16 protein-coding genes and 2 pseudogenes are annotated in these 20982 nt (G+C 59.6%); 5 read left to right on the forward strand and 13 right to left on the reverse strand.

Annotated features, from left to right (window positions below; genetic code table 11):
• The first annotated feature begins 212 nt into the window (after window positions 1-212).
• Window positions 213-2849, forward strand: coding sequence for a helix-turn-helix transcriptional regulator (locus RVM24_RS19725; RefSeq protein ID WP_431474631.1), 2637 nt, complete (start codon window positions 213-215; stop codon window positions 2847-2849).
• 133 nt (window positions 2850-2982) lie between these two features.
• Here the strand turns inward: RVM24_RS19725 and RVM24_RS19730 are convergent, their stop codons facing one another.
• Both RVM24_RS19730 and aupA read right to left on the reverse strand, forming a co-directional pair.
• On the reverse strand, window positions 2983-6177 hold the full coding sequence (locus RVM24_RS19730) for an Ig-like domain-containing protein (protein ID WP_230713476.1): 3195 nt from the start codon (window positions 6175-6177) through the stop codon (window positions 2983-2985).
• 11 nt (window positions 6178-6188) lie between these two features.
• The gene (aupA, locus tag RVM24_RS19735; RefSeq protein WP_036219378.1) at window positions 6189-7529 is read right to left on the reverse strand and encodes an alkane uptake protein AupA; all 1341 of its coding nucleotides are present in this window, start codon (window positions 7527-7529) and stop codon (window positions 6189-6191) included.
• Between the two features lie 221 nt (window positions 7530-7750).
• Here aupA and RVM24_RS19740 point away from each other — a divergent pair, with 221 nt between their 5' ends.
• Window positions 7751-8173 carry a TetR/AcrR family transcriptional regulator C-terminal domain-containing protein gene (locus RVM24_RS19740; protein WP_011784155.1) on the forward strand — a complete coding sequence of 141 codons (423 nt, stop codon included), beginning with the start codon at window positions 7751-7753 and terminating at the stop codon, window positions 8171-8173.
• Between the two features lie 99 nt (window positions 8174-8272).
• On the opposite strand, the gene RVM24_RS19745 is transcribed toward RVM24_RS19740, so the two are convergent.
• The 4 genes from RVM24_RS19745 to slyA all read right to left on the reverse strand — a co-directional run bounded on the left by RVM24_RS19745 (window position 8273) and on the right by slyA (window position 12186).
• Window positions 8273-8668 (reverse strand): ectoine synthase, encoded by a 396-nt coding sequence (locus RVM24_RS19745; RefSeq protein ID WP_011784156.1) that lies wholly within the window; start codon window positions 8666-8668, stop codon window positions 8273-8275.
• A 219-nt stretch (window positions 8669-8887) separates the two neighbouring features.
• A complete protein-coding gene (locus RVM24_RS19750; protein ID WP_011784157.1) occupies window positions 8888-10519 on the reverse strand; it encodes a DHA2 family efflux MFS transporter permease subunit in 1632 nt (543 codons plus the stop codon).
• Window positions 10512-11702 (reverse strand): HlyD family secretion protein, encoded by a 1191-nt coding sequence (locus RVM24_RS19755; RefSeq protein ID WP_198324799.1) that lies wholly within the window; start codon window positions 11700-11702, stop codon window positions 10512-10514. Before RVM24_RS19755 ends, RVM24_RS19750 begins: the two co-directional genes overlap by 8 nt.
• Before the next feature lie 13 nt (window positions 11703-11715).
• Entirely contained in the window at window positions 11716-12186 is a 471-nt protein-coding gene (gene slyA / locus RVM24_RS19760) for a transcriptional regulator SlyA (protein ID WP_011784159.1), read from the reverse strand.
• A 147-nt stretch (window positions 12187-12333) separates the two neighbouring features.
• On the opposite strand from slyA, the gene RVM24_RS19765 reads away from it, so the two are divergent.
• Entirely contained in the window at window positions 12334-12768 is a 435-nt protein-coding gene (locus RVM24_RS19765; protein WP_011784160.1) for a universal stress protein, read from the forward strand.
• A 77-nt stretch (window positions 12769-12845) separates the two neighbouring features.
• On the opposite strand, the gene RVM24_RS19770 is transcribed toward RVM24_RS19765, so the two are convergent.
• The 4 genes from RVM24_RS19770 to RVM24_RS19785 form a co-directional block, all read right to left on the reverse strand.
• Window positions 12846-13130, reverse strand: a complete 285-nt coding sequence (locus RVM24_RS19770; protein WP_431474632.1) for a type II toxin-antitoxin system RelE/ParE family toxin — start codon at window positions 13128-13130, stop codon at window positions 12846-12848.
• Window positions 13123-13416 (reverse strand): type II toxin-antitoxin system RelB/DinJ family antitoxin, encoded by a 294-nt coding sequence (locus RVM24_RS19775; protein WP_011784162.1) that lies wholly within the window; start codon window positions 13414-13416, stop codon window positions 13123-13125. Before RVM24_RS19775 ends, RVM24_RS19770 begins: the two co-directional genes overlap by 8 nt.
• Window positions 13417-13495: 79 nt before the next feature.
• Window positions 13496-13618 carry a helix-turn-helix domain-containing protein gene (locus tag RVM24_RS19780; protein ID WP_431474633.1) on the reverse strand — a complete coding sequence of 41 codons (123 nt, stop codon included), beginning with the start codon at window positions 13616-13618 and terminating at the stop codon, window positions 13496-13498.
• A gap of 7 nt (window positions 13619-13625) precedes the next feature.
• The gene (locus RVM24_RS19785) at window positions 13626-13799 is read right to left on the reverse strand and encodes a hypothetical protein (protein ID WP_431474634.1); all 174 of its coding nucleotides are present in this window, start codon (window positions 13797-13799) and stop codon (window positions 13626-13628) included.
• Window positions 13800-13968: 169 nt separating this feature from the next.
• Between RVM24_RS19785 and RVM24_RS19790 the strand changes: the two are divergent.
• Window positions 13969-14333: pseudogene (locus RVM24_RS19790) on the forward strand (transposase); the annotation flags it as partial.
• A 230-nt stretch (window positions 14334-14563) separates the two neighbouring features.
• A complete protein-coding gene (locus RVM24_RS19795; RefSeq protein WP_036149235.1) occupies window positions 14564-15637 on the forward strand; it encodes a phospholipase A in 1074 nt (357 codons plus the stop codon).
• A gap of 46 nt (window positions 15638-15683) precedes the next feature.
• On the opposite strand, the gene RVM24_RS19800 is transcribed toward RVM24_RS19795, so the two are convergent.
• The 3 genes and pseudogenes from RVM24_RS19800 to RVM24_RS19810 all read right to left on the reverse strand — a co-directional run bounded on the left by RVM24_RS19800 (window position 15684) and on the right by RVM24_RS19810 (window position 20646).
• Window positions 15684-16805, reverse strand: a complete 1122-nt coding sequence (locus tag RVM24_RS19800) for an ABC transporter permease (protein WP_011784164.1) — start codon at window positions 16803-16805, stop codon at window positions 15684-15686.
• Between the two features lie 3 nt (window positions 16806-16808).
• Window positions 16809-19591 (reverse strand): annotated as a pseudogene (gene rbbA / locus RVM24_RS19805) (ribosome-associated ATPase/putative transporter RbbA).
• On the reverse strand, window positions 19588-20646 hold the full coding sequence (locus RVM24_RS19810; RefSeq protein WP_011784165.1) for an HlyD family secretion protein: 1059 nt from the start codon (window positions 20644-20646) through the stop codon (window positions 19588-19590). The pseudogene rbbA and the gene RVM24_RS19810 overlap by 4 nt, the downstream one beginning before the upstream one ends.
• Window positions 20647-20982: the final 336 nt, after the last annotated feature.

The raw sequence follows: 20982 nt of genomic DNA on the forward strand, positions 1-20982 counted from the left end.
ACCTTATTGTTATCGGATTCATCATCTTTTTACATCTTGTTCTGACCGGGCCACTCAGATGAGCGGGCCGGTTGTATACAGTTACAGGATTGGCTATAACCTGGGGTCAAACAACTACCCGAACGGGTAGGTTTGGGTCAGAGATCTGTCGATATGCGTCATGCCCTGGCGCGCTCGCGTTCCGGGGCGGCAAAGCAGGAGACTTGACTGTCATGACACGCCATAGCCTGGAAGATTGGTGCAGAAAGATGTCCGCCCGGATGTGGGGTCGTCAGCGTTTCATCACTCAAGGCTGTACAGACCGCCAGCGCCTGAGTGCTTCCGCGGTGCCTGGAGCAAAAGTCGTTCTGTACCGGGCTCCGCCGGGCTACGGAAAATCTGTACAGGTAGCCCTGGCAGCGAACATCCGCGATCCGGAACACGAGAGTGCCGTCTATATCAATAGACGATCGTACCCGGACGCACGGGATGTCACTGACAGCCTGTTTGCGGCGTTGGTTTTATATCAGCTTGAAGGACCTGAATCCCGGGGAACGCTGAAAAGCGACACCGACACCATCGAAGCGCTTCGGGATGCCTTGTCCAATGCAAAAAAGACCATAAGAATTTGCCTTGACGGGCCCGGTGAAGGGGCAGATAACGGGGATCTGATTGAGGATCTGATCTGTGAAACACCGGGCAATGTAAAATTTTTTATTGCGCCTGGCAGCGCCGGGGCGTTGCCACGTTTGTCGCTGATGACGGGTGTTGTAACCTATGGTGCTGATGAGCTTGCCTTTACAGAAGGGGACCTAAAGGAGCCAGAGAAGCTTGGTGAGGTAACGGGTATAGATGGCCTCGAAGCAGGCAACATGATACAAGCCACCGGCGGATGGCCCGCACTCGTCAGGCTTATGTGCCAAACTCCGAACCCGGACCTCCCGCCCGCATCCTGGCCGGAAACCCGCTCGTATTTCAGAGACAATCTCTTGTCCGTGCTACCCAGACATGCGCGAAGGTTTGTTTGCAACGCAGCGATGCTCGAGGAGATCAGCGCTGAATGCTATGACTATGTCTATAAAACGCAACAGGCTGATCAGGAAATTTCGTTTCTTAACGAAAAATTTGCACTTTTAGCCCCCACCGCCGCCTCCGGCAAGCACCTGACCATGCACCCTGTGCTGAGAGAGTATTTGCGCAGTGTGTTTAGCGCCACTCAACGGGAGCGCCGTTCGTATGTGCTGAAACGCGTTGCCTTCTGGCATTGGCGCAGGGGAGAGTACCTCCATTCAATCAACGTCGCCCTGGAAGCCAGTGACCATCGCTGGGCGCGCGTGGTCAGTGACAGCATTATTCTGGATGTGGCGCTCCGGCAAGGTGAAATTGAAGTGCTTCGCACGTGGTTTGAAAAGGTGCCGGCTCGCACGATAAAAAAAATCGCTTCCTTAAGCATAGGCTATGCCTGGACTCTGTATTTCAGCCAGCAAGCGCGGCAGGCAGAGGAAATGCTGGCGAGTTCCCGCCATCCGATTTCCAGGGGGCTGGGCAGCCTTGATGAGGAGGGGTGGCGGGAACTGGTCAAGGCAATAGGTAAAGCCACACACGATGAATTGCCGGAGAGTCAGGCGCTCTGTGAAAAGTGGATTGACGCCTTTGGCGATCGCAACCTGGTGGGTAAAGGCGCGGCCCTTACATGCCAGGCATTCATTGCCTCCAGCGACCGCCGCTTTGAAGAGTTAGAAGAATTATTGCACAAGGCGGCTGTGGCCAATCAGTCATCCAATCAATTCTACGCGTTTATCTGGCTTAAAGCGGCGGAAATTCAGACAGAATTGTTCAAAGGCGACATCGTCCGGGCAATGCACCTGTTGCGTCAGGCGGATAAAACCGCAGAAAAGATTGGCGTACCAAAAAGCTTTTTAAGCAAGATGCTTGGTGTTCTTGAGGTACAAATCCTGCTCGAACAGGATCATCACCTGGTTTCCCCGGAATCTGCACAGGCATCCTTTGATTTCGCCTTGAATTATGGCGTTACCGACATTCTGTGGGGATGTACACAGACCTGCAGCCGTTTGCTGTACCACCAGGGATTCCGGGACAGAGCCATGGCCCTGTTGGAGCAAGCCCGCCTGGCCGCCAGCGAGCGCGAGCTCCCGCGCCTCAATATCCTGACGAAAGTTCAGCTGGCTGAGTTCACTCTCCTGAACAACGAGGAATTGGAGCCACCGATACTTCCCGATGAATCCGAGCTGATATTTACGCCGAATCAAAACCGGGCCATTCAGGCGCACATTGCTTTAGTGCGCTCAATGTACAGGCTAAGGCTTGGGAAGCAGTTTGGTGTGGCCGGGAACTATGCCAGAGAGGCGCTTCAGGCTGCCAGTGCCATCTCAGATGCCAGAACCAGGGTCGCCGCCCAGTATTGCCAGGCCCTGGCAGCCTTTGCCCTCGGTTCCTCAAAACCGGCAAAGCGCCTGATTCTTGATGCCAACCTGCATGCGGAGCATCTGAATTGCCACTTTACACCGCTGTGGATAAAAGAAGCGCTGCTTTCCCTGAGTCCCCTTGCCCGGAATCTTTTTGATGACCTGCCGGACACCGCTGAAGCAGCCACTACAAAGGACCCCGAGGTCCGGGCAGACGACCTCAGCGCTGCACCGGTACCGGGACATACCGACCCCGTTATCACGGTCAGGCAGATTTCCATACTGAAGTGCATAAGCAACGGAATGACCAACAAAGCGATCGCTGAGCGGCTTCTTGTGACCGAGGATGCTGTCAAGTGGCACCTGAAAAAGATTTTCAGCGAACTTGGAGTAACCAACCGGGTTCAGGCGGTCACTGAAGCGCGACTGCGCGGGCTTTTATAGTGAGTGAAAAGTAACCGGTGCTCTGCTGGTTGCAGAACCGGACTATTGGCAGGGGGCATCTTCCCGGGGTGATCTGTTTTCGGTTTCGACGGAAAAAGGGCCAGTCCGGAGACTGGCCCTGTGTCAGGTTTCATCACTTTTGCGTGTAGGGAGACACATACCTGAGCTGAAGTTCATTCGGTGCAACTTGTATTGTGAGCTCAGTATCTACGTCGATCACTGAGTTTACTACTCCATTAACAACCCCGCCCAATAGGCGGCAAAGAAGACCTGTTCCGATACTACAAATTGCAGACTCCTCTTCAAGCAAGCCCACAGTTGCTCGCCCCAAAAGCCTCGTTGACAGCACAATCGGCTCAACATTTCGTTGTTCTATGACGATCCTGCCATCATCAAGGAAGGTTATCGGTCCAGAGAGCTTCAATCCATTAATTGGATAGCTGCGCAGATTATCCTCAAGGCGGGTGTTCGCCAGTCCGCTCAGCCTAACGTTCAGATACGGTGCATCAAGGTAAACATCCAGCTCGGTCTCGAAGGTCAGCTGACCGTCTTTTTGTAGAATCACACCATCAATCAGGCCGTCGCGGTTTTCGCCCTGGTAACGCATACGCAAGGCGAGGGGTCCGGTGTCAAACTCTTGAGAGGTCTGTAAATCACTGGTCGCAAGTACTGCGAGCAACTGACTGCTCAGATTGACCCAGATGTCGCTAGGCGTGGTAAGGAGTACCGACGGATGCAACTTCACAGGCACTCGCGTGCTGCCATCTTCGGCAACGGTTGGTTCACCCACTATCTCAACATCAAGGTTTGCTGTCAGAAAAATGAATTTTTTGAACTCATCGCAAGCTTCGGTGCCTACTTCACAGCCTATCTGCCCGTTATCCTCAAGCACCCCGCTACTGATCTCCGTGATGGCAAGCTTCATGGAATTTTCAGGAATTCCGCTGATGGCATCAGGCTCTTCCGGGTCCAGCTTCAGATTAGCATTCACATCCCTGCTCGGGAGATTTTTCAGCGGCAGAAGCACGGAGGTTTTGGTTATATCTCTGGCAACAAACCGGTTTTCAAGCGGTTGTCCGCCTGACGAAAGGTCCCCGAGGCTCCTTCCCGGGTCGGCGTACTGGCTCAGGAGCCTGCTGTACAGGGGGATACCCTGTTGATTGGTAATACCATCGGTCAGCACGTAACGGTAGTTTGTTCCTTGCTCCCACTTGTCGAGTGGTACGGCTCTCAGTTCACGACCATTGAGGAGGCTAAGACTATAACCTTCAACTGACTGCCAGCTGCCGTTCTCGTCCTGCTTTTCCACAACAACAGTTTCGCCGGCCACAATGGAGTCCGGATCGATATCCTGTGAGAAGCGCACGATAATAGGCTCGCTGGCCGGATGCTCGGTTATGGGCAGCAAATCATCCAGCGGGCGCTGTCCAAAATTCGCGGAAGCAGGGGTCTGGCTCGTGATGCCACCAAGACACCGCCCCTGTTTTCCGGGCTGGGCATCCAGGTCCGTCTTGGCGCATGGGTAACCAGGAAGGGTTGTAAGGGCAATCGGACCAACGTCAGCTGGCGGAACCTCCGCCGTTGGGTCGAGCCTGAAATTACGGCTTGTGCTGGCCATCGGATTACCCGACAGGTCAACAAGGCCGTCCATCGTAAGGGTATAATCGATGCCATGCGTTAACGGCTCGGTTGGCCGGATAACGAGAGCCGGACCGTCAAGCCGGGATTTAAAGGCAACCTCTGCCGATGTGGTGCCGTCATTGGCGATGAGGGTGATATTGTCCGGATTGATGGATGACGGAAGGAGAGGTTCCGAGAAATAGACAATCAAAGGGTCAGAAGGCCTCTGTATGTTGGAGTGTTCCCCGGGGACCCAGCTCTTGATGAAGGGCGCTGCGGTGTCCGCAAAGTCGGCCTGTAGCGGGGCATCTTCGACGTTGCGGAAGCCGTTCAGCTTGAAGGAAATCAGGCCTGAGGCTGTGTCAATGCCCATCACGTCCGGCTCAATAACGCCAACGGCTTCGATGCTCAGCTTGCCGTCCTCGACGATGGCGGTGCCCACGAGCTGCACGTGCATGAGCTGTTGGCCAAGGGCGCCGTTGGCAACCGTGTTCCCGGTATTCAGGGCCATATCGATGTAGAGCTCGAGCACCCGGGGTGCATCCACTGCATCGGTATAGGGGTTGGGCATCAGGAAACCATTGGCATCCGAGAGAAAGCGAACCTCGACGGCTTCGGATTCGAACCCGGCCGGCACGGCGCCGGCGACCTTGACGACCACGGAGCTTCCGGTGAGCAAGGTGCCCCGGTCGATCCTCAGGGGAATGCTCTGGCCGGCCGCTTCAAACCTGGGAATAAAACCCAGCTCCGCGAACACGGTGCCGGTGACACTGGTCGGGTTGTTCGGGCCCAGAAGAAGGGAGCTCAGGTTTACCGAGTTGTAATCGGCACCGGTCAGTGGCAATTGGCCCGGTATGCTTTCAGCTACCTGAGCCATGATCTGGCGCTTGCCCGTCGGAGAGCGGGAGTCGACCGGGTTGAAGGTCAGTGTGTGATCTTCGGACAGGGTGTCACCCAGCAGAGCGCTTTTTATGCCGCTGGTCACGGTCAGGTTATAGGTCTGGGCCGGATCCAGGTAGCCTTCCGGATCCACCGTGACCCGGTGGCCCTTGACGTACACTTCGGCATTGACCGGTTCGCCGGCCTGGTCCGTCAGGCGGATGGTCTGGCCGTAAACCACCGATTGCGGGTCGACGGGCTCGGTAAACTGAAGCCGGAATGTCGTGAAATCCGTGACGGGGTAGTCGCTCCCTCCGTCCGGAATGGTCCGCGCCAGTTCAAATCCGGTACCTTCGGTCTGGCTCAGAAGCGGGCCGGATGTTGCCGGTGCTGTCTTGAATTTGATTCCGTCCGCGGTCAGGGACACTGGTGCGCCGCCAACCTGAAGTCCCTCTGCGGTCAGGGTGTAGCTGGTTCCCGGTGCAAGCGCCTTGTCCGGCTTTGCCGCAAGCCCCATCTTGTCTTCATCAGTGAACATCACGTCTGTGAGGGTAACCTCGTTCCCGGTGGCATCCCTCAGGATCAGAGAGTCAGGAATGTCGGTCAGCGGTGTGTCGATGGACTTGTTGAAACGCAGGAAGACAGGTGTTGTTGTGGGAACGGTGGACGTGACACCGGGCTGATCGCCGCCCGGGGGCGTACTGTCAGCCGGATAGGTAAATGTCAGCGATCCGGGTGTCGGAGCCCGGGTAACGGTCTGCTGGTCGCCGCTATCCCCGCAGCCTGCGAGTGCTGTGGTGACAATCAATGCAATAGTGGTTTTTTTCATGCCGTACCTCTTCAAAATCTCAGCGTAATTGAGCCGCTGAACACGTGAATATCGCCGTCTGCAGTAACGTCTTCTTCATTGCCATTGAAGTCGACAATGGTGAAGTCACGCTCTTGCAGCATCTGGTACTGGTAACCGAGGTCCACGCGAACGGGGTAGGCCAGAAGACGGGTCCGGTTGTAGGTGGCACTTAAGCCAAGCCCGACAGAAATCTTGTCTGTGTCCAGGTAGTTGATTTCCGGGTTTCGGGTGGTTTTCAGAGGGGATTCTTCATAGGCGACGCCGGCACGGAAGGTAAAATTGTCGTTCAGCATGTACTCGCCACCGAGGCGGGGAGTCAGGGTGTCCTCAAACTGCATACGGGCAGCGGGGGAAAGGCTGTTCTGATCCTTGATGGTGTCGCTGGTAAATTTATCTTCCAGGCCTGACCAGTTCTGTTGTTCTACACTGCCGCCAATACGCCAGCCGTCACCTTTATACTGGGTGCCGACGACCCAGATTTCCGGCTGAAAGGAGTCTATCGTGGTAACCGCAAGCGCAAGCCCCGGATCGGGAATCGTCTGGTCGACAATGACGTTTGCGTCGATACTGGTGGAAGCCGATGATTCTGCCCGGTAAGCAAGGGCCGTTTCCCAGCCGCTCAACCAACAGCCGCTTTCAGGGCAGAAAGTTTTGCCCCAGTCGATGGAGGTACTGAGAATCGACTTTACAGAGGGTTCGGCATTGACTGACAGGCGCTCACGTCGTGTCTCACCGGCCAGGTTCGATAACGTATCCAGCTTGGCTGTGGCTTCGAGGGTGACTCTTGCCGAGATTCCGGCGTCAATACCTCGCCAGATGTTGGTGGCACCACCGATATTGAGGAACAGGGGTTCCCTGCCATACTCCATGAACTGGCCGCTTTCTGATGTGTTTGAACTGAAGGCCAGCAGTTCCTTGCCATACTTCTCTACTCCCGCGATGAAGCCAAAGTAAATGGGGTGCTTAAAACGGGTCAAGGAAGAAAGATTTGTTTTCATGCCGATGAGCACATGCTGACTCGGTGAGTCGGCGAGTACGTCGCCATCCCGCAGGGGGCCATCCGCTCTCAGTTCCTGTTCTGCATGAAGCAGGCCTAGGGTCAGCTCTCCCCGGGGATCTTTTGTCAGATAAGCCGGGTTATAGTAAGTGGCAGACACCTGATCGTTGAACATAGACAGGGATTGCGCTGTAGCCACGTCGGCTGCCATTACCCCGTAGGTGGTGCCGATGTTGCCCATGCTGGCCTGAGTGGGAAAAGAACCCCCAGCGGACAGAATTGCGATTGCAAGGCAAGAGGTAGGGCCCTTAGTAAAAAGGGGAGTCTTAGGCATTAATATGCTCCGTTTTCTCGTTATTGTTGTCAGTACATCTATACAGCGCTTGTTGAGGCGGTCAGATGCTGTTCAGCAAAAAAGCTTACTTAAACTGTTTTTTCGGAACATTGGCCCTCTTGACGCCACAGATCGTCTTTAACTCAGCCAGGCTTTTTCGTGAGAAAGGTTTTGAAAGGACGTCGCTCAAGTAGATTGCCGAAGCGCTGCTTGTCGAGCTGATGCGCCGGGGAGTCGACCTGGTTACCGCAGAGGTCGAGTCGGCTTACGCCAGCTCGGACGACCCGGTTGAGCGTTTGCGTCTTTGTATCAACGCACATCTGCGAGCCCTGTTGTTAGGTTCGGATGCGGTTTACGTGCTGTTGTTTGAATGGCGGGCGCTGGGCCCGGAGGCTAGTAAGGAAATCATCGAACTGCGTGACCAGTACGAGTCCCTGTGGGCCGGTATCCTCGAAACAATGATTGCGCAGGGCGTGGTCCGGCAGAATGTTGACGGCCGTTTGCTTCGCCTGATCGGCCTTGGGGCGCTCAACTGGGTTGCAACCTGGTTCGACCGGAACGGAGTCCATTCACTCGACGCCATTGGTGATTTTATCTGGCAGATCGCTATGGACGGTGTCATCAATAAAGGTGTCCAGGCATGATCTGGATTCGCCGGCATGGACGTACCAGTCAAAGCAACAGCGCTACCGCCAGCAGTCGCTCTGGCAGTGTCCCAGCGATCAGATCGGCAGTCAGTCGGATCAGTTATCGCTGCTGTCCGACAGGTAGGCGCCGTCCTCGTCATGGACTTCCTGGCCGGTCACCGGCGGGTTGAAGGCGCAGATCAGGCGCATGTCCTCGGTGCCACCGTACAGGGTGTGCTTGTCGTGGTTGTCCAGGGCGTAGAGGGTACCGTCGGTAATCTCGTGAACTTCACCCGTGGCGAGGTCCTTGATGCGCCCGTTACCGGCAACGCAGTAAACGGCTTCCAGGTGGTGCTTGTACCAGAAAGTGTGCTCGGAGCCTGCCTTGATGATGGTTTCGTGGAAGGAAAATCCCATTCCGTCCTTCTTGAGCAGCAGGCGGCGGCTGGTCCACTGCTTGTCGCTGACTTCACGCTCGGTACCAATGATGTCCTGAACTTTAACGATTTTCATGGGCGTATCTCATGGTTGGTTGGTCAGAATCGGGTGAAACAACTTTATAGTATAAACATTAGGCATCTATATATTTCAAGTGGCCCTTTCCTCCTGCCACTGGTCATACCCCTCTAGCGCTTCCCGGCTGTCATTGCCCGGTGTGGCCCGCTCCGCACGCCGCGAGAGGCTTAACGTACGCTATTTTCCGTTTCGTGAGGTGGCCCCTTGACACGTGCGTCACCGACTCTGCTGAATCGCGTTCTGCGACGATGGCGGGTGACGCATGGCCTCGCTGGCCGGCAGCGCCGGAGGCGTGGACCTCCGGCGCATCATCAGCGCCGGAACAAGGGCGGCCAGGAAGATCGCGCCGACGATAAAGAAGCTGTCCCGGTACCCCAGCATGTTGCCCTGGCTGTAGATCACGCGGCCAAGATAGTTCATCGCCCCGGCCTGGCGTATCGCCTCCGGCACGCCAGCCTGTGCAAACAAGCCGGTTACTTCGTGCAGCATAGCGGTCGTTGCACTGTTGCCTGCATGCTGTGCCGCCGTGAAGCTGTCTACGTAGAGCTGAGATCGCCGCTCCAGAGCGATGGAGAGCAGGTTGACACCAAACGCCCCGCCGAGTTGGCGCACGAAGTTGATGGCGCCGGAGCCCTGACTGAGTAGCGTCATGGGGAGCGCCTTGAGGGCGCCGGCGTTCAGGCTCGGCATGATGAAACCAAGGCCGATACGCCCCAGCATGATCCACCAGGCGAACAGCCAGAACGAGGTATTGGTATCCACGTTGCTCATAAGAAACGATGACAACGCGAAAATCACAAGCCCAAACATGACCGTGGCATAGGCGGGTGTCCTGTCAGTCAGCCGCCCCGCGATGGGGAAGACCAGGGCCAGAATCAGCCCCGCCGGCATTAGCAGCAGGCCCGAGCGGGTCGGCGTGTAGCCCTGGATCGTCTGGACGAACAGCGGGATCAGGAAGGTCGAACCGAAGATGCCTGCTCCGAAAATGAAGGCCACGACGGAGGCGCCCGCATAGACCCGGTTCGTGAAGAGCTTGAGATTGAGCATGGGTGCGGACGTGCGCAGCTCCCAGACGATGAAGCCGATGCCCGCGACCAGGGCGATGGCGAAGTCGCGCAGGATGGGGTCGGAGATCCAGCCGTCACGCTGCCCGTTCGACAACCCGTTGAGCAGGGTCACGAGAAACACCGTCATCAGTCCAAAGCCGATCCAGTCGAATTTGCGCGGCGGACCGGAGGTTGCGCGCCCCGGCATCAAGATCGCGGCCATAAACAGGCCGATGAAGCAGAAGGGCACGGCCATGAAGAAGACATAGCGCCAGCTGAAGCTGTCGACCATGATGCCGCCAAGCGTCGGGCCAAGCGCCGGGGCCAGCACCACGCCGATGCCGTAAATTCCCATGGCCGACCCGCGTTTCTCCGGCGGAAAGACCTGGAAGATCGTCTGCATGGCGAGCGGCTGGAGGATGCCGGCCGCGCCGCCTTGTAAAACACGGGCCAGGATCAGCACGCCCTCGGCGGGGGCGAGCCCACCCATGATGGAGGCGGCGATAAAGATGGTTATCGCCAACATAAAGGTCGCGCGCTGGCCGAGGGTATCGACCATCCAGGCATTGAGCAGCATGGTCCCGGTCATCGCGGCGAGGAAGCCGGTGGAGAGAAGTTGCGCCTTGTCCTGGCCCATGCCGAAAGCGCCCATGATATCCGGCAGGGCTACATTGACGATGGTGGCGGTCAGGATAGTGGCGATCGTGCCCATCATGACCGTCGCTGTGACCAGCCAGCGATAGGACGGGCCGAAACGGGCGAATAGCCCCTCGATACTGTCCGGCCGGGGCGCGCTAGTCATCGGCTCTCGCCTCCAGCTCCACCATCATACCCGGCTTGAGTTCGCCGCCGTCCTGCTGCACCGCGATGCGCACTGGCAGGCGCTGGGTGATCTTGGTGAAATTGCCGCTCGGGTTGGGGTTGGGCAGCAGGGCGAACTCGCTGGTGGCGGACTGCCCGACGCGCGTGACCCTGCCCTCAAAGCGCCGCCCCGGCAGGGCATCGACAGTGATCATCACGCTCTTTCCCGGCCGGAAGAAGCGGATGTCGGTCTCCTTGACGTTCGCTTCGACACGCACCCGCTCGGGATCATGCACCATCAGCAGGCGTTGGCCGGGGGTGACATATTCGCCCTTGTCCACAAATACCCGGTCCACCACGCCGTCGAATGGCATGACGATGGTGCGATCTTCCAGGTCGAGTTCGGCCTGGGCTTTTTGTGCACGTAGCCGCTGCTCCTCCGGGCCGAGTTCGGCGAGCTGGGTGCGCAGCACCGTGAGTTCCCCGCGCGCGGCTTCAGCCTCGGCCAGGGCGGCGCGGGCATTTTCCAGGTCCGCCTGGGCGCTCAATGTCTGCTGCTTTGCCGTCTCCAGCGCCGCCCGCGTCTGGTCCAGGCGCGCACGGTTGATGGCACCGCTCGGCGCCAGCTTCTCCGCCCGGTCATTCTCCTGTCTGGCAAGATCGAGTTGCGCTGCCGCTGCTGCCAACCTGGCCTCTGCCGCCCTCACCGCTGCCTGTTTGGCGGTAATGCGGCTCTGTGTCTGACGGTCGGTGAGTGCGATGCGCGCTTCGATCTCCTCGCGGCGGCGGGCAATCCCGGCGAGTTGCGCGTCAAGCGCCTCGACACGGAGACGGCTTTCCCGGTCGTCGATCCGGATCAAAACCCTGCCTCTCTGCGCGGCATCGCCATCGGTCACTTCAAGTACCGTCACCCAACCGGGAACCCGGCTGCTCATGGCAACAATGTCGGCGGCGACACGGGCATCCGTCACAACGACATGGGTGAGCTGCTGATACAGCCACCAGCCGCCACCTCCGAGAACGATCAGCGTCGCCAGGATCGCGCCATACCATCGCCATGGCCGAGGGCGGGCAGGAGGTAAAGCCGTCTCTGACTCAGCCTCCCTCTTCTTGTCGGGGGCGGTGCGTAGATCGGTTTCCTGATCGTCGTCCTGGTGTTCCCGGTGGGTCATATGCTGGTTCACGCTCTAGCTCTCATCAGTTTTTGTCCACAGGCTGCATCGCCCTTGGGGTGCCGCCCAGCTTGTCGGCGATCTTCTCGAAGACCTTCAGACAGGTCGCCACCTCGGCATGGGACAGGTCGGATAAGATTTCCGCCCGCACCGCCGCTGTGGTAGCTTCGATCCGTTCCAGAACAGGGGCAGCCTCCGCACGCAGGTGAACCGATTTGGTGCGCCGGTCGGCGGCTTCCGTGCGGCGTTCGATCAGCCCCTCCGCTTCCAGCCGGTCCAGCGCGCGTACCAGGGTCGGCCCCCGCACCCCGACCGCCTCGGCCAATTCACGCTGGGTTGCCGCCTGGGGCAGGCGAGAGAGATGTAACAGGGTCAACCAGCGGGACTCGGTGAGGCCAAAGGTGGCCAGCCGCCGGTCGATTTCGGCGCGCCACAGCCGGGCGACCAGCCCGAGGCGAAGGCCGAATTGTTCCTGATCGTGAAGTGGCTTCGTCATCTCATTGCCTGCATCATTATGTAGCTGTACTATAATCAATAGATAGCTAAGTATCAAATGGCGAGGGATGTAGCCCCGAAGGCAGCACTGTCTAGAGCAGAGGACCGGGAAAGGCGTTCCATCCCGATCACAGAAAGGAGCACCACGATGTACAGGACGATCCTCCTAGCCTATGACGGCAGCCGGCAAGGCCGTGAGGCGCTGGACCAGGGGGCCGAGCTGGCTTCGCTTTGCCAGGCTCGTGTCTATCTCCTCGCCGTCGTCACCCATGAACTGGGTGTCGCGCTCGCTGAAGCGGCGGCACCCTCAGACCTGCCGGAGCGAGAATATCAGGAAGTGCGCCGCGTGCTGACGGAGGGCGCGGAAGCGCTGCGGCGGGCGGGGCTTTCCGTCGACACGCGCCTCGCTGCGGGCAACCCCGCCGAGGAGATCGGCCGAATGGCGCACGAGGTCGGCGCGGATCTGGTCGTGGTCGGTCACCGTGAACAGAGCGCGATGGCCCGGTGGTGGCACGGCTCCGTCGGCGCTTCGCTGCTCGCCCACGCGCCATGCAGCCTGCTGGTGGCCGTTGCGGACCGGTAGTTGTCAAGGAATATGTCGCAGGGTCTTCATCAAGGTCTTCGCCGGCTAGGCTGAGGAGAAAGCCCTTGATTCAGGTGTTAATCGGTTGGCGGCCACTGCTGCGCAGCATGTAACACGCGCAGTATTCGTACCGTCAAGGCATCCTCCTGGTACACGAGGATATAGTTCGACCAGGCGACGAGTTCCCGGGTCCCTTCAACCCGACCAGGGCGGCCTATTGTGGGGAACTCCGGCAGCTTTTCAGCTTTCATCTCGATATCATCTTTTACGCGCTGTGCTGCATCGGGATTGTCATCAGAGATGTAATCGACACTCCCTAGCAGATCGGTACGAGCCAGTTCCAGCCATTCCAGTTCAGGCACGGCGACGCTTTCTGTCGATCAACGCTTGTGCCTCATCCATTACCTGTTGATGAGGAACGGTAGGTCGGGCATCAGCCAGGGCCTCTTTCACTTTATCGCGGAACCAGGCGTCATGGGCTTCCGGATCAGCCGTTAACCCAACGGGCAATCCGCCCTCTTTGGTTACGCGGGTTAGAAGGATGCGGACGGCATCTGATACCGTCAAGCCGAAGCTGGCGAGCTTTTCCGCTGCATCAGCCTTCAGCTCGTCGTCCACACGAACGTGCAGCATTGAAGTGTGAGCCATGATGAATTCTCCGTTTGTCATGCGTAACTCTACTTTGTATCTCAAATGCGATACAGTCAAGCTGTAGATATTAGCAAAATCACTGCGTTTGGTCAGATGCCAGTATTTTATAGATTGTTGACCGGCCTATCTTTAACCTCCTGGCGATCTCCGTAGCCCCCACTCCCTGGCTGTGCAGGGCACGGACTCTATCCTTGTCCACCCTGGGTTTACGGCCAAACTTGACCCCTTTGGCCTTGGCCTCCAGGCGGCCCTCGTTGGTGCGTTCCAGTATGCGCTGACGCTCGGGCTTGGGCCACGGCCGACAGGATGGTGACTACCATCTTGCCCATGATCCCCTCGGTGCTGATCCCATCGTCGAGGAACCGGATAGCCACACCCATGTTGTCGAACTCTTTGATGAGCTGGCCCGGAGTTGCGTCAATACAAGATCGAATAGCACTGGGATGACATTATTCACATTGCCGGTTCGCTCAAACTGGGGACCGTGCAGGCCTCCGTGGGATGCGCTGGAAGCGTAACTGGAAGCGTTTTACCCCAAAGGCGGTGGGCCGGGGGCGCCCACCCATGGGCCTGGGACGAATGTTGCGGCTGTATGTTAGTGGCCCCAACAGTGCTTTGGCTTCTCGGACCAAGGCATCGAGGATGCGATTTACGACAATCAGGCGATCCGGCGTTTCGTTGGCATTGACCTTGGCCGGGAGTCAGCACCGGATGCGACCACCTTGCTCAAGTGTCGCCGATTGCTGGAGCGCGAAGGGCTCACCGGCAAGCTGTTTGAGGCGATCAACGCTCATCTGGCTGGGCAGGGGCTGATGCTACGCGAGGGCACCGTGGTGGACGCGACGCTGCTTGCCGCATCGCCGTCCACGAAAAACCGGGCCAGAAAACGCGATCCGGAAATGCACCAGGCTCGCAGCCTGCTTCACGGCGAAGAAACAGACGTTATGTACCTGTGCTGGGTTGTGTCAGCCAGCGGTTAAGCTAACATCCGGCACAAGCTGATTTTTCTTCTGCTGGCATTGAGCCTGCTGGGGTCCGGATTTGCAGCATTGCCAACACCTGGATCAGCCTGACCGCTGCCAATTGAGAAGACGCGATGAAAAGATATCCTTACGGTTTTTCAGCAGCCTGGGCGCTTACGCTGATGTTCGCGATGGCCAGCCCCACGGTGGCAGCTCAGGCTGCACCGGATGAACAGAAAGAAACCGTTAACTGTGCGTTGATCCGGGACGGCATCCAGCGACTTGCCTGCTATGACGCCCAGAATGACCCCATTGCCGCCAGAAAAGCGGCGGACGAAGACACGTTACAGCAGGCGGATGAGGAAGCCGCTATTCCGGTGGCTGATGATGCCCGGCGGGAGCAGATCGTCAGCGATGCTCTTGAGGACGACTCAGACACCGGTCTGATGACAGCCCTGGTGGATAATTACCTGACCGCGGAGAAGGCAATTTTTTCATTCACCGGCAGTTTTGTGACCCACCGCCCCAACTACATCCTGCCATTCACCTATGTGGACGACCCTAACCCAAGGCCCACCAGCCCGAGACTGGGCCCCGCCGGCTATGACTTCGCTCTGGAAGAGGAAGAGGCGAAATACCAGATCAGTTTCAAGATTCCACTGCTGACTGGCATTTTTGATGATCGAACCACCTTCTGGTTTGGCTATACCCAGCAGTCCTACTGGCAGGTGTACAACACCAAAGACTCCGCTCCCTTCCGTGAAACCAACTACGAGCCCGAGATTTTCTTCCGGCACCGGCTGGACTGGGATCTTGGGCCTGGCACTCTGAGTGCGGTGTCTCTGAGCTTCAATCACCAGTCTAACGGTCAATCAGAACCCCGGTCGCGCAGCTGGAACCGGATCATGGGCACCGCGGCTTACAGCTATGACCGCTGGCTGTTTATGGTTAACCCCTGGTTCCGGCTGCCGGAGAGTGGCAGCGATGACGACAACTCGGATATCGAGAAGTATCTCGGACATGGTAGTTACCACGCGGTTTACAAGCTGACAGAGGACCGCACGTTCTCGCTGAAGCTTTTGAACAATATGCGTTCTACCAATCGGACGTCGGTGGAGTTCGGGTACAGTTTCCCGATGGGGGATACGATGAAGGGCTTTTTCCAGTACTACAACGGGTATGGGGAGAGTCTGATTGATTATAACGAGCGTATCGAGCGGTTTGGCGTGGGGATTCTGCTGAATAACTGGTTCTAGTCGGAGTGTGCCCGGCGCAACTCCACGCTGCCATGCATCAGGTCCGTCAGGCCATGGTGCTGAGTGTTCGCCGGAAGCGGGTCAGGGCCAAGGCAAAAAGGGTACTCCCGATAACGGCGATGGCCAGGAATTGCGGCCACACGGTGGCGAGGCCCGCGCTACGATACAGAATGGCCTGGGCCAGCATTACAAAGTGGGTGTTGGGCGCGGCGAGCATGATGTACTGGACGGCCTCCGGCATGCTCTCGCGCGGCGTCGAGCCCCCGGAGAGCATCTGCAGCGGCAGCAGCACCAGCATCAGCAGCAAGGCAAACTGCGGCATGGACCGGGCGACGGTGCCCAGGAAGATGCCCATCGAGGTGGTCGCGAACAAATGCAGCGCAGTCCCGACCAGGAACAACGCGAGCGAGCCTTCGATGGGCACGGACAGCCAACCCTGCACCACCGCAGTCAGTGCGAAGGCGGTGGCGGCAAGGACGACCAGCGCCATCGCCCATACCTTGCTGCTCATGATCTCGAAAGGCGTGACCGGCATGACCAGCAGATGCTCGACGGTGCCGTGCTCGCGCTCACGGATGAGCGCCGCGCCGGTGAGGACGATGGAGAGCATGGTCACGTTATTGATGACCTGCATGATGGCGCCGAACCACGACTTGTTGAGCTGGGGATTGAAGCGCATCCGCAGCGCCAGATCGACCGGCAACTCCGGAACCTCGCGATAACGCTGCGCGAAGGCGCGCACCTCGTCGGTGACGATGGTCTGGATATAGCCGCTGCCGGTAAATGCCTGGCTCATGCGCGTGGCATCGACGTTGAGCTGGACCGTGGGCCGCTGCCCTGCCAGCAGGTCACGCTGGAAGTTGGGCGGGATGTCAAGAGCGAAGGTGTCGAGGCCGGCATCCATGCGGGCGTCCATCTCGGCCTGCTCGATCACCTCGGGGAGAACAAAGTACGGCGGGTAAAAGGCGCTGACGATGCGCCAGGACAGCGGCGAGCGATCCTCATTCACCACCGCGATCGGCGCCTTGTTGAGGGTCTCCGGCATGGCCGTGGCCGCCGTGTAGACGGAAACGGTGAAGGCGTAGACGATCAGCACCAGCATGATCGGGTCGCGGACAAGGCTGCGCAGCTCCTTGACACCGAGATGGCAAATATTGGCAAGGCGCATAGACTATCGCTCCTGCTTCTTGAGCAGCGCGGCGGACAGCCCGATCAGGACCGGCACGGCCAGCGCCAGTGGGAGAAAGGCGCCATGCAGGTCGGAGAAGTTGAGGGCCTTCGAGAAGGTGCCGCGCGCGATCGTCAGGAAATGCGTGGTCGGATAGACCTCGCCGATCAGCCGGCCCATCCCTTCCAGGGACGAGACCGGGTCGATCATGCCGGAGAAGTTCGCCGCCGGCAGGATGGTGAGCACTGCCGTGCCGAAGATCGCCGCGATCTGGCTGCGCATGAAGGTGGAGATCAGCAGCCCCACGGCCGTGGCGGCACCAATATAGAGCAGCGCACCCACCGCCAACGTCAGGAAGCTGCCCTTCAGCGGCACGCCGAAGACGGTCACCGCGAGCAGCGTGAGCAGCAGGAAGCTCAGGAAGGACAGGACCACGTAAGGGAACTGCTTGCCGAGCAGGAACTCGAGCCGCGTAGTGGGCGTGACGTAGAAGTTGGTGATCGAGCCGAGCTCCTTCTCGCGCACCACGCTGAGCGCCGCGAGCATGGCCGGGATCAGCATGAGCAGCAGCGGGATCACCGCCGGTACCATTGCCACCAGGCTCTTGACGTCCGGGTTATAGCGGAACCGGGTCTCGATATTGACGAGCCCCGCCAAAGCCTCGCCGTAGCCGGCCTCGCGCGCCTTGGTCGCCAGCCAGTGGGCATGAATCCCCTGCACATAGCCGCGGACGGTCTCGCCCCGTGTCGGCATGGCGCCGTCGATCCAGGCGCCGGTCTCGACCCGCCGGCCCCGGGCAATGTCGCGCGCGAAGCCCGGCGGGATCTCGATCGCCAGACTGATGTCGCCTTCGCGCATTCGCCGGTCAAGATCGGCATAATCGGTGATCGGCGGCCGCTCGACGAAGTACCGGGAGCCGCTGAGGTTGAGCGTATAGTCGCGGCTGACGGTGGTCTGGTCGCGATCCAGCACCGCAAAGGTGAGATCCTCAACATCGAGGCTGATCCCATAGCCCATCACGAACATGAGGATGACGCTGCCGAGCAGCGCCAGCGTCAGCCGGATGGGATCGCGGCGCAGCTCCAACCCTTCACGCCGGGCGTGGCTGATCATGCGCCGGGGATCGAACATGCGCCGCCAGCCCTGGGGTTCGCCATGGCCTGCCGACGCGTTAACCGTATCGAGCGACGCTGTTTGCTCCTCTCCGCCTTCGCCCTCCCCCGACGCCTCCTCCAGATGCGCGACGAATGCCTCTTCCAGGGTCTCTGCGCCCCGCTGCTGCACGATATTCGCCGGCGTGTCGGTGACCAGCACCCGGCCCGCATGCATCAGCGAGATGCGGTCGCAGCGCTCAGCCTCGTTCATGAAGTGGGTGGAGATGAAGATGGTCACCCCGTCACGGCGCGACAGCTCGACCAGCCTGCGCCAGAAGGAGTCGCGCGCCACCGGGTCGACACCTGAGGTGGGCTCGTCGAGGATCAGCATCTCGGGCTTGTGGATCATGGCGACCGCCAGGGACAGGCGCTGCCGGTGGCCGAGGGGCAGCCGGCCCGGCAGGCTGTCGATCACAGCCGCCAGATCGAAACGTTCAACCATGTCGTCCACTCGCCCTGAAACCTCGGCAACGGGCACGTGAAACAGCCGGGCATGCAGCTGCAGGTTCTGCCGCACCGTCAGCTCGGTGTAGAGCGAGAAAAACTGGGACATGTAGCCGACCCGGCGCCGGGTCGCGAGGTCGTGCGGGTCCACCTCGTGTCCGAACAGCCAGGCGCGGCCTTCGCTCGGCGGCAGGAGGCCGGTCAGCATCTTCATGGTCGTGGTCTTGCCGCAGCCGTTGGAGCCGAGAAAACCGAAGATCTCACCCCGTGGGACACGCAGGTTCACATGATCGACCGCGGTGAACTCGCCGAAGCGCATGGTCAGGTCCCGGGCCTCGATGGCGGCATCGCCATCGTCTTCCGGCCGAGGCGGAATCTCGACCGCCCGATAATCCCGGCGCTTGTCTTCCGGCAGCAGCCGGATGAAGGCTGCCTCCAGCGACTCCGCCTCCGTGCTGTGCAGCAGGCCTTCGGGCGTGTCGCTGGCCAGCACCCGCCCATCGTCCATCGCCGCCAGCCAGTCGAAACGTGCCGCCTCCTCCATATAGGCCGTGGCCACCAGCACGCTCATGCCGGGCCGGGAACGACGGATGCCGGCGATCAACTCCCAGAACTGGCGTCGTGAGAGGGGGTCGACACCGGTGGTCGGCTCGTCGAGGATGAGCAGGTCCGGGTCGTGGATCAGCGCGCAGCAGAGGCCGAGCTTCTGCTTCATCCCCCGGACAGCTTGCCCGCCGCCCGATCGAGAAACGGCTTGAGCCCGGTGGCCCCGGTCAGCGCCTCGATGCGGCGCTCCCGTTCGCCGCCGTCATGCCCGAACAGGCGCCCGAAGAAGTCGAGGTTCTCGAATACCGTGAGTGTCGGATAGAGGTTCCGTCCCAGGCCCTGCGGCATGTAGGCGATACGCGGGCCGACTCGGCGGCGATGGCGCGCATCGGCCATATCGCCGCCGAGCACTGCGACCTGTCCCGTCTGGACCGCGCGGGCGCCTGCGATCAGCGCCAACAGACTTGACTTGCCGACCCCGTCCGGGCCGATCAACCCGGCCATGCAGTTCGCCGGGATGTCGATAGTGACCTCGTCGAGGGCACGCGCCTTGCCGTAGCGCAGGGACACATCCCGCAGGCGGGCAACCGGCGCGGCAGCCCCCCCGCCATCCTCGATCTGTGCATGCTCCCCCCGGCTCATTGCGGCAGTCTCGTCTGCAGTTCAGGCGGCCAATCCACCCGCGGGTCGAGCCGCACATAGGCCATGCCCGGCAGGCCGGTCTTGACCTGGAGGAGGTGCTCTCTGAGCAGGTCCGGGGCAATCCGCGCCTTGATGCGGAACATCAGCTTCTGGCGCTCTTCTTGCGTCTCCACCGTCTTGGGCGTGAACTGTGCGACGTCCGCGACGAAGGAGATTTCGACCGGGACCACGTATTGTGGAGCGGCGTCGAGCACGAGCCGCGCCTCGGCCCCGAGCGCGACCCGCCCGGCCTGTTCCGTCGGCAGGAAGAAGGTCATGTACACATCGGTGAGATCGACCATGTTCAGCACCACGCCGCCCGGGGAGAGAACCTCGCCGGGCTGAGCGACGCGGTACTGGACGCGCCCGTCACGCGGCGATTTCAGCACGCTGTCGTCGATATCCGCCTGAATGCGCTGGAGGGTGGCCCGCGCCGCTTCCACCGAGGCCTCCGCGGCAATGACATCCGACCTGGCCCGCCCTATGGCGGCTTGCGCGGCCGCCGCCTGCGCCTCCGCGGCACCGACCGCAGCCTTCGCCGCCGCGGCCGCGGCACGGTCGTCATCGAGCTGCGCCTCGGAGGCGGCATTTTTTGAGGCGAGCTCCCGGGTACGGACAAGCCGTTTTTGCGCGGCGTCGAGCTCGGCCTTCCTCTGGGCTATAAACGCCTCGGCGGCCTGCCTCTCGGCCTCGCGCTGGGTCACCAGGCTTTGCGCGGTCTCGATGCCGATGAGCGCCCGTTGCAACTGCGCCTCGGCCTCCCGGAGCTGCGCTTCCAGGACGGCCGTGTCCATTTTCGCCAAGACCTGGCCGGCGCGGACGAAGTCGCCCTCGTTGACCAGGATCTCCCGGATCCGGCCTGCGGTCCTGGCCGCGATATCGATCTCAACCGCCTCGATCCGACCGTTTCCGGCGGCGAATCCGTCGGGCAAGTCCTGCGGTTGAAAATGCCACCCGGCCCAAACGCCCAGCCCAATGACAATCGCAGCGGGGACGCCTCGAATACCTGCTTTCATGAACTTTTTCACGTCTTGGATTGCTCCACGCCAGTTGGCTCACTCATTCTTGATCATTGAATTGAGACTGAGCGAGATCTTTGTAGACCCACATCTGAAGCTGTACCTTACGCACGAACCACAGCAATTAGGCTGACCCACATCATTTTTGTCGACAAACAAATATCCGGGCGAGATTCCCAGTTTCCCTATTATCCCAGTTTATAATCATGGGTAGTAACTACGCGGACTGCTCAGAGATAGAGTTTCTATCCATGGGTAGTAAAATGGGTAGTATTGAGCGGCGATGGCTGTGAAAAATACACCAAGCAACTGTTTATAAATGCTTTTTAATTT

Source organism: Marinobacter sp. KM021 (assembly GCF_050707965.1).
In the GTDB taxonomy this organism is placed as follows: Bacteria; Pseudomonadota; Gammaproteobacteria; order Pseudomonadales; family Oleiphilaceae; genus Marinobacter; species Marinobacter shengliensis.